The sequence below is a fragment of the Streptomyces sp. NPDC043896 genome, from assembly GCF_056435605.1.
The window spans coordinates 145,072-161,762 of sequence record NZ_JBWKEE010000019.1 but is presented as its reverse complement, the minus strand read 5'-3'; the positions used below and the strand labels follow the sequence as shown (position 1 = coordinate 161,762).

11 protein-coding genes and 1 pseudogene are annotated in these 16,691 nt (G+C 68.3%); 10 read left to right on the top strand and 2 right to left on the bottom strand.

From position 1 onward, the window contains the following. Positions 1-386 precede the first annotated feature (386 nt). From AC069X_RS26155 to AC069X_RS26140, 4 genes are all read left to right on the top strand, one after another. Positions 387-3,503 (top strand): DNRLRE domain-containing protein, encoded by a 3,117-nt coding sequence (locus tag AC069X_RS26155; RefSeq protein ID WP_478731981.1) that lies wholly within the window; start codon positions 387-389, stop codon positions 3,501-3,503. Positions 3,504-3,624: 121 nt separating this feature from the next. Continuing rightward, positions 3,625-4,551, top strand: a complete 927-nt coding sequence (locus tag AC069X_RS26150) for a D-alanyl-D-alanine carboxypeptidase family protein (protein ID WP_478732008.1) — start codon at positions 3,625-3,627, stop codon at positions 4,549-4,551. 194 nt (positions 4,552-4,745) lie between these two features. Then, entirely contained in the window at positions 4,746-5,360 is a 615-nt protein-coding gene (locus AC069X_RS26145; RefSeq protein WP_478731979.1) for an RDD family protein, read from the top strand. Positions 5,361-5,580: 220 nt separating this feature from the next. Then, positions 5,581-6,384 carry a DUF3152 domain-containing protein gene (locus AC069X_RS26140; RefSeq protein WP_478731977.1) on the top strand — a complete coding sequence of 268 codons (804 nt, stop codon included), beginning with the start codon at positions 5,581-5,583 and terminating at the stop codon, positions 6,382-6,384. 610 nt (positions 6,385-6,994) lie between these two features. Here the strand turns inward: AC069X_RS26140 and AC069X_RS26135 are convergent. Both AC069X_RS26135 and AC069X_RS26130 read right to left on the bottom strand, forming a co-directional pair. Then, positions 6,995-7,333 carry a hypothetical protein gene (locus tag AC069X_RS26135; RefSeq protein ID WP_478731975.1) on the bottom strand — a complete coding sequence of 113 codons (339 nt, stop codon included), beginning with the start codon at positions 7,331-7,333 and terminating at the stop codon, positions 6,995-6,997. Continuing rightward, on the bottom strand, positions 7,323-9,233 hold the full coding sequence (locus tag AC069X_RS26130) for a polymorphic toxin-type HINT domain-containing protein (protein ID WP_478731974.1): 1,911 nt from the start codon (positions 9,231-9,233) through the stop codon (positions 7,323-7,325). The genes AC069X_RS26135 and AC069X_RS26130 overlap by 11 nt, the downstream gene beginning before the upstream one ends. A 280-nt stretch (positions 9,234-9,513) precedes the next feature. Here AC069X_RS26130 and AC069X_RS26125 point away from each other — a divergent pair, with 280 nt between their 5' ends. From AC069X_RS26125 to AC069X_RS26100, 6 genes and pseudogenes are all read left to right on the top strand, one after another. Next, a complete protein-coding gene (locus AC069X_RS26125) occupies positions 9,514-11,139 on the top strand; it encodes an ALF repeat-containing protein (protein WP_478731972.1) in 1,626 nt (541 codons plus the stop codon). A 220-nt stretch (positions 11,140-11,359) separates the two neighbouring features. Beyond that, positions 11,360-11,707 carry a toxin glutamine deamidase domain-containing protein gene (locus AC069X_RS26120; RefSeq protein WP_478731970.1) on the top strand — a complete coding sequence of 116 codons (348 nt, stop codon included), beginning with the start codon at positions 11,360-11,362 and terminating at the stop codon, positions 11,705-11,707. Further along, entirely contained in the window at positions 11,707-11,925 is a 219-nt protein-coding gene (locus tag AC069X_RS26115; protein WP_478731968.1) for a hypothetical protein, read from the top strand. Before AC069X_RS26120 ends, AC069X_RS26115 begins: the two co-directional genes overlap by 1 nt. Positions 11,926-12,722: 797 nt before the next feature. Then, a pseudogene (locus AC069X_RS26110) lies at positions 12,723-13,562 on the top strand (DNA/RNA non-specific endonuclease). 738 nt (positions 13,563-14,300) lie between these two features. After that, positions 14,301-14,582 carry a hypothetical protein gene (locus AC069X_RS26105; protein ID WP_478731966.1) on the top strand — a complete coding sequence of 94 codons (282 nt, stop codon included), beginning with the start codon at positions 14,301-14,303 and terminating at the stop codon, positions 14,580-14,582. A gap of 396 nt (positions 14,583-14,978) precedes the next feature. After that, positions 14,979-16,364 carry a S8 family serine peptidase gene (locus AC069X_RS26100; protein WP_478731964.1) on the top strand — a complete coding sequence of 462 codons (1,386 nt, stop codon included), beginning with the start codon at positions 14,979-14,981 and terminating at the stop codon, positions 16,362-16,364. Positions 16,365-16,691 lie beyond the last annotated feature (327 nt).

Genomic DNA, 16,691 nt, shown 5'->3' with positions numbered 1-16,691 from the left:
TGCGAACTGTCGAATGCGTTCCTACTGCGAAGCAAGGATGCGGAGCGTGACGAACACGAGCAGTGTGTGGCTTACATCACGGTGAGTATGCGGATGTATCCGCTACATCTGGGTGTTCTCCGGCAATTGCCGCCCAACGTGGGGTTTACATGTGCCAACCACGCAGGGTTGCAGTTGAATCAGAACATTCATTGCTTGGTTCAGGCCAAGTCCTCGAAATCCCCAAGAATCCCCTCCGTGTTCGTAACGACACGATAAAAATCAAACTCTTGGACGAGGTGCCACGCTCGTGTGATCGTGTGCCCTTCTGCCCCACGGTCAGCCGTATGGGGCTCTTTGCGCTGTCCCCATCCGATTGGTCCCCACGGGAGTAGACCGCAGTGACCATGCCCCGCCTTCTCAGCCCCTTGGTGCGTACGCGCGCGCGGCTGACGTGCACCATCGGCCTCGTGGTGGCCGCCTTAACGGCAGCACTGCTGTCCTGGTGGCAACCCGACGGCCCGCCACCAACCGCGAACGCCGCGCCCGGTGACGCCAAGCCCGCCTCCACCGGCCCCCGCGACGCACAGAGCGCCGCCGCCGAGTCCCGACGCACCGGCAAGGACGTTCCCGTCGACACGGAAACCAACGCCACGTCCGTCACCTGGTCCCAGCCGGACGGCAAGTTACGCACCCAGATCTCAGCCGTGCCGCAGCGCGCCAAGAACGCCGACGGCCGCTGGGCACCCATCGACACCAAGCTCGGCAACGACACACAGAACAAGGACGGCAAGGGACTCAGTATCCGCCCGGCCAACGCCCCGCTGCCCGTCCGCTTCTCCGGCGGGAACCAGCCCGCCGCCCAGGACACCCGGACCTCCGTCCTCGCCGAGGTCGACCTCGCCGGCCACACCGTCGCCTACACCTGGCCCGGCCCGCTGCCCAAGCCGGTCCTCGACGGCCCGCGCGCCCTCTACCCGGAGGTCCTGCCCGACGTCGACCTGATGCTCGTCGCCCGCCAGGACGGCGGCTTCGCCCAGGTCCTGATCGTCAAGACGAAGGAAGCGGCCGGCCGCCCCGAACTCGCCACCGCCGAGTACGGACTGCGCTCCGCCACCGCCGTCTTCCGCCACGACGCCGAGGCCCAGCGGGTCGCGGTCATGGACCCGAAATCCGGCAAGGAAGTCGGATCCATGCCGACCCCCTTCGCCTGGGACTCCTCCGGCCGCGACCCGGAAGACCCCCAGGCGGTGACCCGCACCGCCGTCGACTCCACCGACGAGGTACTGCGCCTGTCCGGCCTGGCCGGCATGGAGCCGGGCTCCAAGCAGGCGCCGCTGCCGATCGCGGTCGAGGGCAACGGCACCTCCGAGGCCCGGCTTCGTCTGAACACCGAAGCGACCGGTCTCCTCAAGGACCCGGCAACCCGCTTCCCGGTCTTCATCGACCCGACCATGAACAGCGGCGAGCAGGCCTGGACCACGGCCTACAAGCCACACCCCAACAGCTCGTTCTTCAACGGCACGAACTTCAACAACGGAACCCCCGAAGCCCGCGTGGGCTACGAGAAGGAGACCGGAGGCACGGCCCGCCCGTTCTGGCGGATGGGCTTCGACGAGCGCCTCAAGGGCGCCGCACTCACCAGCGCGACCTTCCGCGTTCTCAACAACCACAGCTGGTCCTGTGACAAGCGCACCTACCGCCTGTACTGGACCGGCGCGATCTCTTCCGGCACGACTTGGAACAAGCAGCCCGACTGGCTGAACTTCCAGGACGAGCAGGTCTTCGCCCACGGGCGCGCCGCCTGCGCCGACGACTACGTCGGCTTCAACGTGAAGGACGCGGCTCAGAACGCCGCCAATGCCGGCGCGCCCGACGTCACCCTCGGCATGCGCGCCGTTTCCGAGAACGACACGTACACCTGGCGCACGTTCAGGGCCGACGCCGCCGAGCTCACCATCACGTACAACCGCGCCCCCAGCGAGCCGGTGGACGGCACCACCAATCCCGGTGGCGCCTGCGTTCCCGGCCCGGGCGCCGGCCAGCCCGTCGCCAAGGCCAACCTCGTCCTGTCCGCCAAGGCCACCGACGACGACGGCAACCTCAAGGCCGTCCGCTTCCGCTTCTGGAAGGACGGCGACCCCGTCCCGGCCGGCACCGTGGTCACCCCGCAGGCCGACGGCCGGGCCTCGACCACCATCCCCTCCGCCACCCTCACCGACAAGGTGACGTACTCCTGGGACGCCGTGGCAGAGGACTCGGAGGGCGCGGCCTCATCCTCCTTCCCGGCCGGTGACCAGCCGTGCCGGGTCACGGTGGACGCGAGCGGCCCGCCCGCGCCGGAGGTGACCAGCCAGGTGTTCAAGCCGGCCACCCCGGACGGCGCGACCTGGGCGACAGTGCGCTTCGGGCAGACCGGAGCGGTGACCTTCAAGGCGGCCGACGCCGTCAAGTTCAGCTACTCCTTCGCCGGCCTGAACATCAAGGAGGTGCCCGCCGTCAACGGCGCGGCCACCATCCCGGACCTCAAGCCCACCAACTCGGGCCCCGTCGCCCTCCTGGTCCACGCCTACGACGCGGCGGGCAACAAGAGCCAGCGCACCGACTACGTCTTCTACCTGCCGCCGCGCCAGGAAGCGGATGGCCCCGGGGATGTCGGCGGCGACGGCCGCCCGGACCTCCTGGCCATCGACGCGCAGGGGAACCTGCGCACCTTCTCCGGTGACGAGGGCGGGGAGATGTACGGGTCGCTCGCGGCCTCGTACACCACCGACGGACAGCTGAACCCGCCCGGCCACTGGTTCGACCCGGCCACCGGCAAGACAGCACTCATCACGCACCGGACGGACGTCTACCCCGGCGACGGCACCACGGACCTCTTCGCCCGCACCCCCGACGGCAGCTTCTGGATCTACCCCGGCGACGGCTACGGCAGCTTCAACGTCGACAAGCGCGTCCGGCTCAAACTCCCGGCCGGCGTACCGGACCCCGCCGAGTGGACGCAGATCATGGCGGTCGGCGACCTCACCGGCGACAAGCTGCCCGAGCTGTTCCTGCGCAGCGGCAAGGCGTTCTGGGCCCTGGAGGGGTACACCGGCGGCGCGTTCCAGAAGGCGACGCTCATGAACGACGGCTACTGGGGCGCGGACCGCGTGCTGCTGACGGTCGGGGACATCGACCTCGACGGCAAGGCCGACCTGGTGTGGCGCAGCCCTGAGAGCGGCAACCTCTGGCTGCGGTACGGCAAGCCGGGTACGGCCGCGGGCAGCACCGACCTGCTGTCGCTCGCGACGGCCGGTGCCTCCCGTGACAAGACGGACGTGATCTACGGGGCGGGCTGGACCCCGGCCAACATCCCGCTCGCCATCAGTACCCCGGACGTCAACGGCGACCGGATACCGGACCTGTGGGCCAAGGGAGCCAACGGCTTCATCTGGGTCTACCACCCGACGGCGAAGGACTCGGGCGGTGCGGTACAGGCCGTGCTGGGTACCGAGTGGTCGGGGATCAAGGCCTTCGGCTGACCCTCGGGTACCACCTCCCCCGCATCCCCAACCCACCGGGTTCCGGCTGGGAGGATCCCTCGCGGCGCCTCCCGGCCGGGTTCCTCCACCACATTCAAGGACTGAAGTGATCTCCAATCTGATGCGGCGTGCCAAGGGCGCGCTCGCAGTGGCCGTAGCCACCGGTGCCCTGGTCACGGCCACGGCTCCCGCCCAGGCCGCACCCGTGCCGGCCCACACCGCGGCCGGCGCGATCATGATCGACGGCACCAACGGGGCAACCCTCATGGCCAAGGACGCCGACACCAAGCGGCCCATGGCGAGCACTACGAAGATCATGACCGCCGTGGTGGTCGCCTCCCTTCCGGACCTCAACCTCGACCGGAAAGTCACCGTCAAGCAGGAGTACCTGGATTACACCTACCTGCAGGGCGCGAGCTCGGCCCAGCTGAAGGCCGGGGCGACCCCTACGGTCCGTCAGCTGCTGTACGGGATGATGCTGCCTTCGGGCTCCGACGCCTCGTACGCCCTCGTGGACACGTTCGGCACCGGCACCAGCATGACGGCCCGCACGGCCGACTTCATCGCGAAGATGAACGCCAAGGCCAAGGAGCTGGGCCTGACCAACACCCTCTACGACTCCTTCGACGGCATCTCGCCGACCGGCAACAACCTCACCAGCCCGCGCGACCTCGCGAAGCTCACCCAGCACGCGATGACCATTCCCCTGTTCCAGACCCTGGTGAAGACCACCACCTACAGCACCGGCGGCACGGCCACCGTCGGCAGCTGGAGCAACACCAACCTCCTGATCCAGCCGCGTACCAACAGCGGCTACGCGTACCCGGGCGCGATCGGCATCAAGACCGGCCGAACCACCCCTGCCGGCAAATGCCTCGTCTTCTCCGTCACCCGCAACGGCAAGACCATCATCGGCGTCCTGCTCAACGACGAAGAGCGCTACATGGACTCCATGGCCCTCTCCGACTGGGCCCTCGGCCCGGCCGCCGGCTCCAAGACCGCCCTCCAGCGCAGCAACACCGACCCGATCCCCGACGTCCTCGACTGACAGCAGGGACGCCCCTGATGTCGACTCCCTCCTGGCCGAGGTTCGTTCCGCCGGCCCGGCCGGGGGGTGTCAGTGCGGTGTGAAACCCTCCGGTGCAGGTGTCCCGGGGTGGACGAGCCGCTTACCGGACAGCGTGTGAGCCGACCGCTCTGCCGCGCTGCGTCCGCGTTTCCCTACAACGAAGAGATCCCATCTTGAGCTTCGGCGACCCGAACAACCCGTACGACCAGCAGCCCCCGCAGGGCCAGCCCGAATACCCGCAGCAGGCCCCGCAGGGCGTGCCGCCGCAGTACGGCTACCCGCAGCAGGCCGCCCCGCCGTACGGTTACCCCCAGCAGCCGGCTCCGTACGGCGTCCACCCCGCTCGCGGTATGACGGGCGGGATGCCCGCGCTGGCCCACTGGGGGCTGCGCGTCGGGGCTGACCTCCTCGACACGCTGATCGTCCTTGGCCCGATGTACGGCCTGGGCTTCGTCGACCTCGCCACCGCCGCCGACCCGGACAAGGCCGAACCCGGCGTCTTCTTCGTGGCCGGTCTCGTGTACGCGGTCGTCATGGGCTTCTTCCAGCTCTTCAAGGAGGGTTCCACCGGCCAGTCGATCGGCAAGAAGGCGCTCGGCATCAGTCTGCGCCGCGAGGCCGACGGCACCACCTGCGGATTCGGGCTGGCCTTGGTCCGCAAGCTGGCCCACATCCTCGACAGCCTCCCCTGCCACATCGGCTGGCTCTGGCCGATCTGGGACCCCAAGAAGCAGACCTTCGCCGACAAGGTGTGCAGCACCGTTGTCATCCGTGTCGGCAAGGGCTGAGGCATCTCCTCACCACCGCGCGGAGGCGGCCACGAGGGGGGCCGGTCCGAGTCGCAGTCCTCGTTGCGATCCGGATGGGGCGCACCGCCGGGTGAGCAGTGCCGTCTCCTCAGTTCTACGTACCGAATATCCAGGGGGAAGGCCGAACGGACAGGTTCCGGACGGCACATGTATGCGCAAATCGAACAGCACACGCAGCGGGGGGCGCAGTTCCGCCCGCATGGCCCGAGCCCGTTCCAAGCGCCGCAGGCGGCTCCGCAGCACTGTCCTGGGGCTGGTCTGCGCGGCCGGCGGGGCCGGGGTCACGGTGGCCCTGCTCGGGGCGGAACCACCGGCGGACGAGTCCGGGGCCCAGGCGGCCCTGCGCCCCGGGCCCTCCACCCCTGCCCCGGCGCCGCCCTCCGCGTCACCTTCAGTGAAGCCCACGCCCGAACCGAGCCGGACCTCGCAGAGCGACGTGCCCCTGTCCGGGCCGGGCACCTTCACCGCCGCCAAGGTCTCGGCCGGCAAGCACGGCAACGGGCCCGCGCGGCGCTACCGAGTGGAGGTCGAGGACGGCTCCGGCCTGGACGCCAACCAGGCCGCGCGAGAGGTGGACGCGATCCTCGCGGACCGGCGGGGGTGGATCCGGGACGAGCGGTACGGCTTCCAGCTGATCGCGGAGGGCATGGTGGACTTCACCGTACGCATCGCCACCCCGCAGACCACGAACCGGCTGTGCGAGGTCACCACTCCCGAACTCGTCGGAGAAACCAACTGCAGCACCAACCACACGGTTGTGGTCAACCTCAAGCGGTGGAAGCAGGGTTCGCCGCAGTTCGACGGACCGGTCTCGGAGTACCGGGCGCTGATCATCAACCACGAGGTCGGCCACGAGATGGGGCGCGGACACGAAACGTGCCCGGCTGCGGGCAAGCCGGCCCCCGCGATGATGCAGCAGCTCAAGGGACTGGCGGGTTGCAAGGCCAATGCCTGGCCCTACGACCGCAACGGCACCTACCTGTCAGGCCCAGCGGTACCATAAGGAGCGTTTTCGTCGCCGCAGGCCGACCGCCGGAACGGCGGCGGCAGGCTGGGCCAGGAGCGCGGCGACCGCCCAGTTGACACCACCACGCTGGCGGTGCGCGGCGGTCAGAAACCCAACAACGTCAACCCCTTGCCAGTCAAGGTGGACCATCTTGGCGGTCATGTCCGGCCAGGCCTGGTACTCGAGTCGCCGCGCGCACCACGCCCCCGGGCATCGTCTTCTTGAGCAGCTTCGCCCGCCGGTCGGTGCCCACCGAGCTGATGCGAGCCCGGTTGGCCTCCACCGCCTGATACACGGTCTTGGCCGCCCGCCGGAGCTGGCGCAGAAGGGTGCTCAGGTCAGCCCGGCCCTCTGCAGCAGAGCCATCTGCCCCGCCATCGCCCGCCAGTCCGCCCCCGGCACCGGGCCGACCGGCACCCGGTAGCCTCATTCAGGCGGCCCTCGCCCTGCATCGGGCCAGCTCAGGATGAGGATGGAAAAGGGCTCAATGACCCACCTGCCACAGCCGTCCTCCGCTGATGTTGCCGTCAAAGACCAGGATGCCCATTTCTCCGCCAATCGGGAAAGGGGCATCCTGTCTCACGCTGCGACAGCACCTACGGGCGATCTAGCTTTCGCCCAGGAACTGCAAAACTCCTACAGGTCCGCCTGAATCGATAATCCCCTTGAAGGAATCCAGCATCGCAGCCACCCCCCCCTCCGGAATGATCACGAGATCGGGACACTGAAAATATGCCCCGCCGGAGCATTCCCCAGTCTCCCTCCATCGATCCATCACTTGCTCGATCGCGCGCAGCGTCATGAACGTGACGCTCCACCGCGTCCCGTCCGGGAGGGTGAGTTCCGCATCAACGTTCTCAACGGTTTCCTTGTCGTCCTCCGCGCCCAACATGAAGAGCGCGCTGAACTGCTGGCTCTCTACGCGGTAGAGAGGGTCACTGGCCATAGAGCTGATTCAGCCTCGCAATCACCTTGGACTCGTTCGCCTTATCGGACTTCCCAACGATCTGAATCCCTCCGTCAACGTTTCGGAAGAACAGGCGACCGCCGTTCCTTCCTCGTGCGTACAGGACATCCGTTCCGACCAAGGCCTTGCTCCCGAGGCCCGGATTCATATTTCCGCGTGACAGCTGCTGGAACAGGCTGTCCAGGTCAGCCTGAACCTTCTGATTCTTCCCCGCCTGCTGCGCGGCCTTCGCTAGCGCCGAATCCTCGCTAATGACAGAAGACATTGTGACGGGGCAGTTGGAATTATGTACCAGGACCGGCGTAATACCAGCCAGTACATAGTACGTGTGGAGGGAGTTGACCGTGAGGTTGTATGCGCCCTGAAGTTCCTTCCACTGGGCGACGTTGTCAATCTCGACGGTGGTGCCGTCCGGGGTGCGGAGGGTGTCGCCGGAGTTGAGATCGGCCGCGTCCGTCCACCGCTTGCGTTTCTCCGACCAGAACGGGTGGTGGTCGGTGGCGGTCAGGGAACCGTGGCCGGACTTCGCGCGGACGGTGATGATGGTGAAGTCGCGGTCGTCGGGCGTGTAGATCGTGGCGTCGACCGGGCGTGGGCCGGTGGTGCCCGCCTCCGGGTCGGTGGCCAGGACCGCGTCGCCGACCTTGATCTGTTCGATGGGCCGGGTCGACCCGTCGCCCATCAGTACCGGCGTGCCGGCCGGGAAGCTGTTGAAGCAGTCGGGGAACTTTTTGCCCTTGCGGGCTTTGATGATGTCTTCGGGGAGGAGTTTGCCGCCGTGCTTGAGCCACTTGAGCACGACGGTTGCGCTCAGGGCGCGGTCGAGGGGGCTGAGGTGTTCGCCGGTGGCCAGGTCCTTGCCGGTGAGGGCGTCGAGGATTCCCTTGCCGTTGCTGATGCCGGGCAGCAGGTCGAGGACCAGGCCCATCTTCCGTGCCCGCGCGTCCTCGGAGGCGATCTGCTCGGGCGTCATGCTGGTCGCGCCGACGCTCTCGCCGACGTGGGAGAAGTCGAACTTGAAGTCGGGTACGAGGGCGTTGTCCGCGGCCTTGTTGAAGTCGGCCACGGCGGTGTTCACCTGCCCCAGGCCCTCGTTCATTTGACTGACGCCCTGGTTGAGCTGGTCCATGCCCCGGTTGGCCTGGTCCAGGGCCGCGTTGATCCCGTCGATGCTCTCGTTGACATCGACCATGATGCCGTTCATCTCATCGAGGGCTTCGTTCATCTGGTCGAAGCCGGCGATCATCTGGTCGAAGGCCGGGCCAAGGCCCTTGAGCTCGTCAAGCGCGTCGAAAATGCTCGGACCGTCAGGCCGCGGCCCGGCTGGCTTTTCCTCCGGGAAGTAGTCCCCTACCGCCACGGTCATGTAGGCGAGGAGTGCGGGAGAGTTCGTGCCCATCAGGTCCGCGTACTCCGATGCCCGGGCCATGTTGGTGCGGAGCTTGTCCAGGTGCGGCCTGGCGGCCTCGTAGGTCTTGACGATCTGCTTGAAGATCTCCCGTCGTCGGGCAGGGTCCGCTTCCTGCTCTGCCTGCGTCAGCAGTGGCTTGAGCTGGCGGCCGAGGGTCCCGAGTTCCTTGTTCATCTCGGTGAAGGACGCGCCTTCGTCCTTCATCGCCGGCAGCGAGATGTAGAGGTAGGCGCCCACAGCCAGACCGAGCTTGGCGGACTTGAGAGCGAACTCCTTGCGGCACTGAGGCCGCTGAAGCAGCGGACGCTGCCCGCACTTCGAGTACTGCTCGGCCTTGGCCGCGATCTCCAGGAGCGAGGGCTCACGCCCGGCCGGCTCCGCAGCCGAAGCCGTCCCCACCCCCGCACCAACGGTCAGACACAAGGCAGTGGCAAGTGTGACAATCTTCTGTTTTAGATGGTGGTACATGCATTCCTTACAGCGCAGGCCTACATGGCTCGCGCTCCCCTTCGGCGGCCCAGCCGCCCTTTATTACTCGCGCGTAGCGCGTGGTCGCGACCCAACGTAAGCCGTTACCTCAGGTCACGATCAACCCTTTCCGGACACTGCCAAGTTGCCGGGCAACATCAGGCGTCGAAGGCAGCCAAACGATCGCCGGACACCTTCACGAGGGCCCACACCGGCAACCCACCTCGCCCACGCCATCGCCGCCGACGATCACGGTCACAGAGCGACCGCCGGATCGCCCGTGGCCACCGTACGCAGCGGGCGGAACGCCGATGCCGCGAAGACCTCGGCGGAGACAGCAACAGCCGCGGTGAAGAAGGCCCGGGAGGTCTTCGACCTCGCCAACGAGGCCGAGGCCGCCGACCTGGCCACCCGCACCGAGGCCGCCATCGAGCGGGCCCGCTCGGCGAAGTCCGCCAGTGACCAGGCCATCTCCGCCTCAGCCGCCTCCCAGCTCCAGGCCCTGGGCCTGCAGGACACCGCAACTCTCCTCGCCCAGGAAGCGGCCCGGCCCGACGTCGACGTCGTCTCCACCGCCAAGAAGGGCCGTGAGCTGGCGATGCAGGCGATGAAGCTTCTGGGCCCCTGGCACCAAGAGGCCGCCGCCCGGGCGCTCGCCGGCACCGGCCAGGACGTCCTGGACTACCTGCGCACCCGCTGGAAGGAAGCCGAGCAGCAAGACGTGCGCCAGCGCGTCCTGAACCTCAGCACGCAGAGCCCCTATGCCGGGGTACGTGCCGCGGCAGTCGAGGCGCTCAAGGGCGCACCCGAGCAGATCCGGGGCTTCTACACCACCGGCCAGTACGCCGCCGGCGCCGACGACATGAGGGTCGACGTCGCCCGGCTGACCAACACCGGCGGCCCCGGTGTCAAGGAGGGTGCAGAGGCCGCCCTCGCCGACGGCACCGGCAAGGCCCTCGCGACCTTCCTCCAGATCAACCAGTACACGCAGCGCGTCGACGACGAGAGGGTCACCGCCGCCCAGCTCGCCACGGGGGGCGGGGACGAGGTCAGGGCCGCCGCCAAGATCGCGATGGTCGGACCGGCCGACCAGCTCCACGAGTTCGTCGCCACCGGCCAGTACATGGCCCAGCGCAAGGACGACCTCGCCAACCACCACAAGAACCGGATCGAAACCCTCCTCGCCGCAGGCGACGAGGTCGCCGTCAAGGCACAGGAGAACCGCTGGAAGGCCGCCGAAGCAGCCTTCAGGGCCAAGCAGGCCGCCGCAGAGGCCAACAACGCAGCCGTCCAGGCCCAGCAGTCCGCCAGCCAAGCGGCCGGACACGCCGCCTCGGTGAAGGCCTCGGCCGACAAGGCCGCCGCCAGCGCCACCGCGGCCGCGAACTCCGCCACCACGGCACGCGGCGCCGCCAACCAAGCCGAAGCCGACGCCTCCGCCGCAGAAGGCTCCGCCTCCCAGGCCGAATTCTCCGCCAGCTACGCCCGCCACACGACGCGAACAAATCAGCAGACACCGCCCGCGCCTCCGCAATCGCGGCCGGCAAGAGCAGCGACGCCGCCGAAGTCGATGCCCAGCAGGCCCGCGCGGCATTCTTGGCCATCCGCGAGCGGGAAGAAGCCGAAGCCCGCCGCCAGGCCGAAGAAGACCGGAAGCGGCAGCAGGCGAACAAGCCCAAGAGAATCTGCACCCCGCACCCCACCCGCGAAACCATGGCCCCCATCATGGCGTGCGCAGCGGACCCGGAGAACTCCGAGATCCGCGCCATGCCTGAGGACAGTCCCACGGTCCTCTACATCGTGTGGGAGCTCATGGGCATCAACGACATTGTTGACTGCTACAAGACCCCCACACTCTTCGGGTGCACGATGGCGGCCGCCGGCGTCCTGCCGGTTGGCAAACTAAAGGCCGTCGGCGAGCTTGCAGCCAAAGGCATCGAGGCCGTTGTCGAAAACAGGAAACTCCTGCGATCGCACACTCAGCTCAACCTGCCTGACGCTGGCGGTATCAACATAAAGGCGGATACACCGTCAGGGACTGTAGCCGCCTACGGCGGAATCAAGTACTGGATGCCACAGACGCCAGAGTTGCAGAAACTGATCAGCTCGATCGACGGAAAGACAAATTGCATGGTCTGCGCAATCGAGTCAGACGCCGTCCTTGCTGGAAGGAACTGGAAAGCCGCACCAGAAATCACACCCCAGAACTACCGGTCTATCGAAAAGGTTCTCGGCAAACACTTCAGCAAGGAGAGAGCTTTGCCGGAATGGTGCGGTCGATCGATCGCGCCGGCCACGGTGCGCAGGGTATAGTGTTCGGGCAGAGAAATGCAACCGAGGCAAATCCTGAGGGAATTGGACACTTCTTCAACGTGATCAACAGGAATGGGCAGGTCATGTTCATCGATGCCCAGTCAGGTCAGGCGCTTGGTGTCGCACGATACGATGCCTACATGTTCATGAGGACTAGCTAATGGACACGACCGAGGCCAGGGAAGCAGCTCAGGAATTCATCGGGCGCGGCTTCATCGCCACGGCCGTTCAGGTGCGCGGAGAGAATTTCTATGTCAGCTATCGCCCCGTCCTAGGAGATTCCTGGGGACTTGGGGGCAATATGCCCGTAGAGGTAGCGCCAGCAACAGGAGAATGCCGGCATATCAGCATCGACGAGGTGTTCGAGATGGACCTCTAAAGGACATGCTTCAGGCACTATTTGTGCGACTGTAATCAATCAGACGGAATGCGCCGCTCTACGTACAGAGCGGCGCTTTCTTCACTCTTTCACTCCGACTCTGCCACCTTTCACTGACGCGCAGGGCCGCGCGCGCGTAGGGACGGAGGGCCTCTTCGACCAGTGGTCGAAGTTCGACAAGGCTCGACACAAGCGGCGAATCAACCCCCCATGCAGAGCCTGCCAGGCAGTCGAAAGCCGGGCAGACGCTCGTCGGGACGGCGTCGCGCGCAGGGGTGGGGCTGACCGGCCGGCACGCTATCCCTCTGCCCGAGGCGCTGCGGGTGCCGCTTACGCGCGGGGTCTACTGGAGCAACCCGCCCCACGTCGAGGCCATCCAGACCTGGACCGGCCGATGGGCCCCGGGCCCGCCGCCGGACACTCTGCAGCACCGCCCGAAGCACTCGCCGAACGCGCCCGCGTCGCCGCCCTGATGACGACGACCGGGGACGTCGTACGCGCCTCGGGCCCGTGCTGAAGGTGTAGGCGGCCCGGTGGTACTGCCCCCAAGCCCCCGTACACCTCTCATCTGCGGAAAACCTGCTGACCTGACGGAACATCGCGGCCGCACGCCACTGACACGAAGGCGGCTCATCGCACCCTCGCGGCCGCAGTGCTGCGGCCGATCTGGCCTCCCCGGTGCCCCGAGGAGGTCCCCCCGAGCGTCGTCCCTGTTCGAGTGACGTGGCGGCGGCCACCGTGAGTGATCGCCGTAGCACGGTACTCCCTCGCTATGAACACTTCACCCGAAGCCGCGCCTGCGCGCGGTCCGCTGGACGATCGCACCGGCTACGACGAGGCCTTCCTGGGCAAGGTCGTGCCCCTGCCCATGCCCGGCGACGGCATCCCGACGATCGTGCTGCCGTACACCCACTTCACGGTGGGTCCACCGCCCCGACCGCCTCCTCGCGGCCTCCACAGCCGTCTGCATCGACGGCTCGAAGCTGGTGGAGAACGCGGACCGGGAGGACGGCTGGAGCCTCGACCCGCGGATCCCGTCGAACCAGCAGGCCGGCCAGGCCATCTACGCCGACAACGACCTGGACAGAGGACATCTGGTGCGCCGGCTGGACCCCGTGTGAGGCACGGTCACCGAGGCCCACAAAGCCAACACCGACACGTTCCACTTCACCAACGCGGCCCCGCAGCAGAACACGTTCCACCAGGGCAAGAAGCTGTGGCTGGGGCTGGATAACTTCCTCCTCGACCACGCGGCCAAGTTCGACCGGAAGCTGAGCGTGTTCACCGGCCCGGTGCTGCACGAATCGGACCCGCCCTACCGCGGCATCCAGATACCGCTGCGGTTCTGGAAAGTGGCGGCCTTCATGCAGGACGGCAACCTCGCCTCCACCGCGTACATCCTCGACCAGAGCCCCGACCTTAGCCGCGACCGCGAGCGGGCCATGGCAGGGGCCCAGCCCGGCCCGCCACCACTGGGCCCCTTCCGCACCTTCCAGGTACCGGTGGCGGACATCAGCATGGTGACCGGCCTCGACCTCGGCCCGCTCCCCGACGTGGACCTGATGCCCACGGTCCGCGATCCAGCAGACCGCTGGCACCGCCTGGAGAGCTACAACGACATCATGATGGGGAACTGACTGGGGAGCCCACGGTCGTCCACGGCCACGGCCACGGCCACGTCCACGTCCACCGGAACAAAGTCCGCGAGGACCTGCTCAAGTCCCGGTAGGGCCGGGCGCTGTTCGGCACCGGCATGGGTGGCGTCTCCCGCAGGGCATGCCGGGCCCCGGTCCGGTACACCGACCCCCTGCCGGACCGCAGGGCGACCCGACGAAGTCGGCCGGGAGGCAAGGAGGCGAGGACAGGGGCGCTGCAGCCGCGGGCGGCAGCCCGATGCTGCAACACCTCGAAGGACAGCCGGCCCGCATCCGGATCCGAGACGAGGAGTTCGCCGTCGAGGACCAGGCCGACGGGCAGCTGCTCGGCCGCCGCCACCAGGTCCGGGAACCGGTCTCTGGACGAGCGCGCCGCGGTCTGGAGCAGCAGCCGCCCGCTGGGACCTGCTGGGGTGAACACGATCGCGCGGTGGCCGTCGAACTTGTGCTCATAGGCCACCCCCGCGCGCGGTACGGCCGGGCCCGGAATCGCCTCGGCGCCTGTGCCGGCATCGGCTCCACCAGCGGCCACAGCACCATCCCCCAAGCCCGCACTGCCCATCGCGTCCAGACTGGCCCCCGCGACCCGGGGACGGCGTACCGTCCGCCGCCCGCTGATCCTCACAGGGACAACAGCGCGTCGACGGCGGAGGAGCTGCGCCGGCTGATGGCCCTGCCGGTGAGCATCGCTGCGCGACCCGCCGCCAGCAGGGGCACATCGTGCACCCGAGCGTCGACCCGGCCCGGCACGACGCCGGACGCCACGCCCTCGCCGCCCACGGCAACACCGTCGCCCTCGCGGACATCAAGCTGCAGCTGAGCGAAGCACACGATTCCGACATCCGCCGGCAGCAGCGCCACCCGGACGCCGGGGTACGGACCCTGCTCCCGGTCGAGGACGCCTTCACGCCTTTGCCACCGCTCTCGCCGGTCCAGGAGGAACTGCTGTGCGACGTACTCGGCTGCGGTCCCCACGCCCGACACCGCCGCCGCACTGCCTGACCGGGGTGGCAGGGCGGCGGGGGCCAGCGGTGTATCACCGCGCACGGATCGCCGGGCGGACCAGGCTTCGCCCCGGCGGTGTCACCCGTCTTCCGGCCACACCTGGGGATCATTGCCGCCCCGCACCTCGGCGAAGGTCGTGTTCGGGCAGCCGGCCGCGTGGCAGAGCAGGGCCTCGCGCTCGGCGGCATCGACGGCCAGGCCCCGGCTGGCACACCGAATACCTCGGCTTGGCCGCCAACGCTCTGCGGGCCATCAGCCGCGAGGCCTTAGCATGCGCCTCCCCGCGCACCGCTTCGCCTACTGCCGTGATCACCTGCGCCATCTACCGGACTGCGGCTATCCGCTCGCACGGTACGGCCAGGTGCGTCCCGCACGCGGGACGGGGCCGCGGACATGGCCGCGCTGTCCGGCACCACGATTGCCGCCATCGTGGCGTCCTGTGCCCTTTGGGCCGCCCCCGTCGCTGCCGAGGACGGTGCTCGGAAGATCTCCCCCGCGGCCGAGCGCGCCGTCGCGCGGGGTGAGCGCACAACGTTCTGGGTGCGGTTCGGCAGCACCCCGGCCGAAGTCCTGGCGCGATCAGGGCATGGCGCCGAGGGGCATACCGCGGTGAAGCAGGCTCTGATGGGGAGGGCCGAGGCAGCCCAGGCGGGCGTGCGGCGCCTTCTGCAGGCATCCAGGGTGCCGTACAAGTCGTTGTGGATCGCTAACGCGATCGAGGTCACCGGCGACCGCGTGCTGATGGAGAAGATCGCCGTGCGGCCCGAGGTTGCCTCCATCGAGGCCGACCAGGTCCACTCCATCGGCCGACAGGCCCCCGTGCGGGCTGTTGCCGCGGCTGCTTCCGTGCAATGGAACATCGCAGAGATCCAGGCCGACAAGGTCCATGAGGAGGGCATCACCGGTGAGGGGGTGGTGGTGGGCAGCATCGACACCGGCGTGCGCTACACCCACCAGGCCCTCCGCGAGGGCTACCGCCAGGACTACGGCTGGTACGACCCGATCGCGGGAAGCGTGGCCCCACACGACGACAACGGACACGGCACTCACACCATGGGCGTCATGGTCGGCCGTGCCTCGGGCATCGGCGTCGCCCCTGGCGCCCAGTGGATCGCTGCAAAAGACTGCCGGGCCGACGGCACCTGCCGGATTTTCGACCTCCTGTCAGCGATGCAGTGGATGGCCTGCCCGACCCTGCCCGACGGGCAGGACGCCGACTGCTCGAAGGCCCCCGATGCCGTCAGCCTCGGATGGCAGCACGGTCCGCTGCGCGACCTCCTGATCTCGGACGCACTCGTGGGCTTCCGCGCAGTCGGCATCCTGGCGACCGCGGGATCCGGGAACACCGGACCCGGCTGCCGCACCATTCGGAGCCCCGGAAACAGCCCCTACCTGCTCACGGTCGGCGCGACAGCCCAAGGCAGCTCTCTCGCCCCCTTCTCCAGCCAGGGCCCCACGCTGACCGGTCTTCGCAAGCCCGACGTAGCGGCCCCCGGTGCCGGCGTCACCTCCGCCTTCCACACCAGCGACACGGCCTACGCCAGAGCCTCCAACACCGAGAGCGCCGCCGCCCACGCCGCAGGCCTCATCGCACTCCTCTACCAGTCGGCACCCAACCTCACCCTGGAACAGACCTACAGGCTCGTCGTCGAAGGCGCGACACCCCACGTCTCCACCGGCCTGCACTGCGGCGGCTACAACGAGAGCACCTACCCCAACAACGCCGTCGGCCACGGCATCATCAACGCCGCCGCGAGCGTCGGCGCCGCGGGCCGATAACGCACTCCCGGCATACAGCAACGCGGGAACGAAGCCGTTCTCGTCGGCGCGCGTCCTCTCAATGAACCTGCGGCGGCGGCCAGACGGAGCGGGATCGCGGTGGCCGCCGGGTTCAGGACGCAGGTGCCGCAGCGGTCTTCGAGGATACGGATCTCGCCGGTGGCCCGGTCGGCCACGCCCCCGTCGCAGCCCGGTGTCTCCCGCTTGGTGTACTGCTCCGGATACGGTGGTTATGGTGCGCGGGGTCCAGGGCCAGCCTGAGCGCCGCACCGGCGGAGGCACGGCGGAGAATGCCGGACGGCATACCGTGGCGCAGGGCGCGATCTG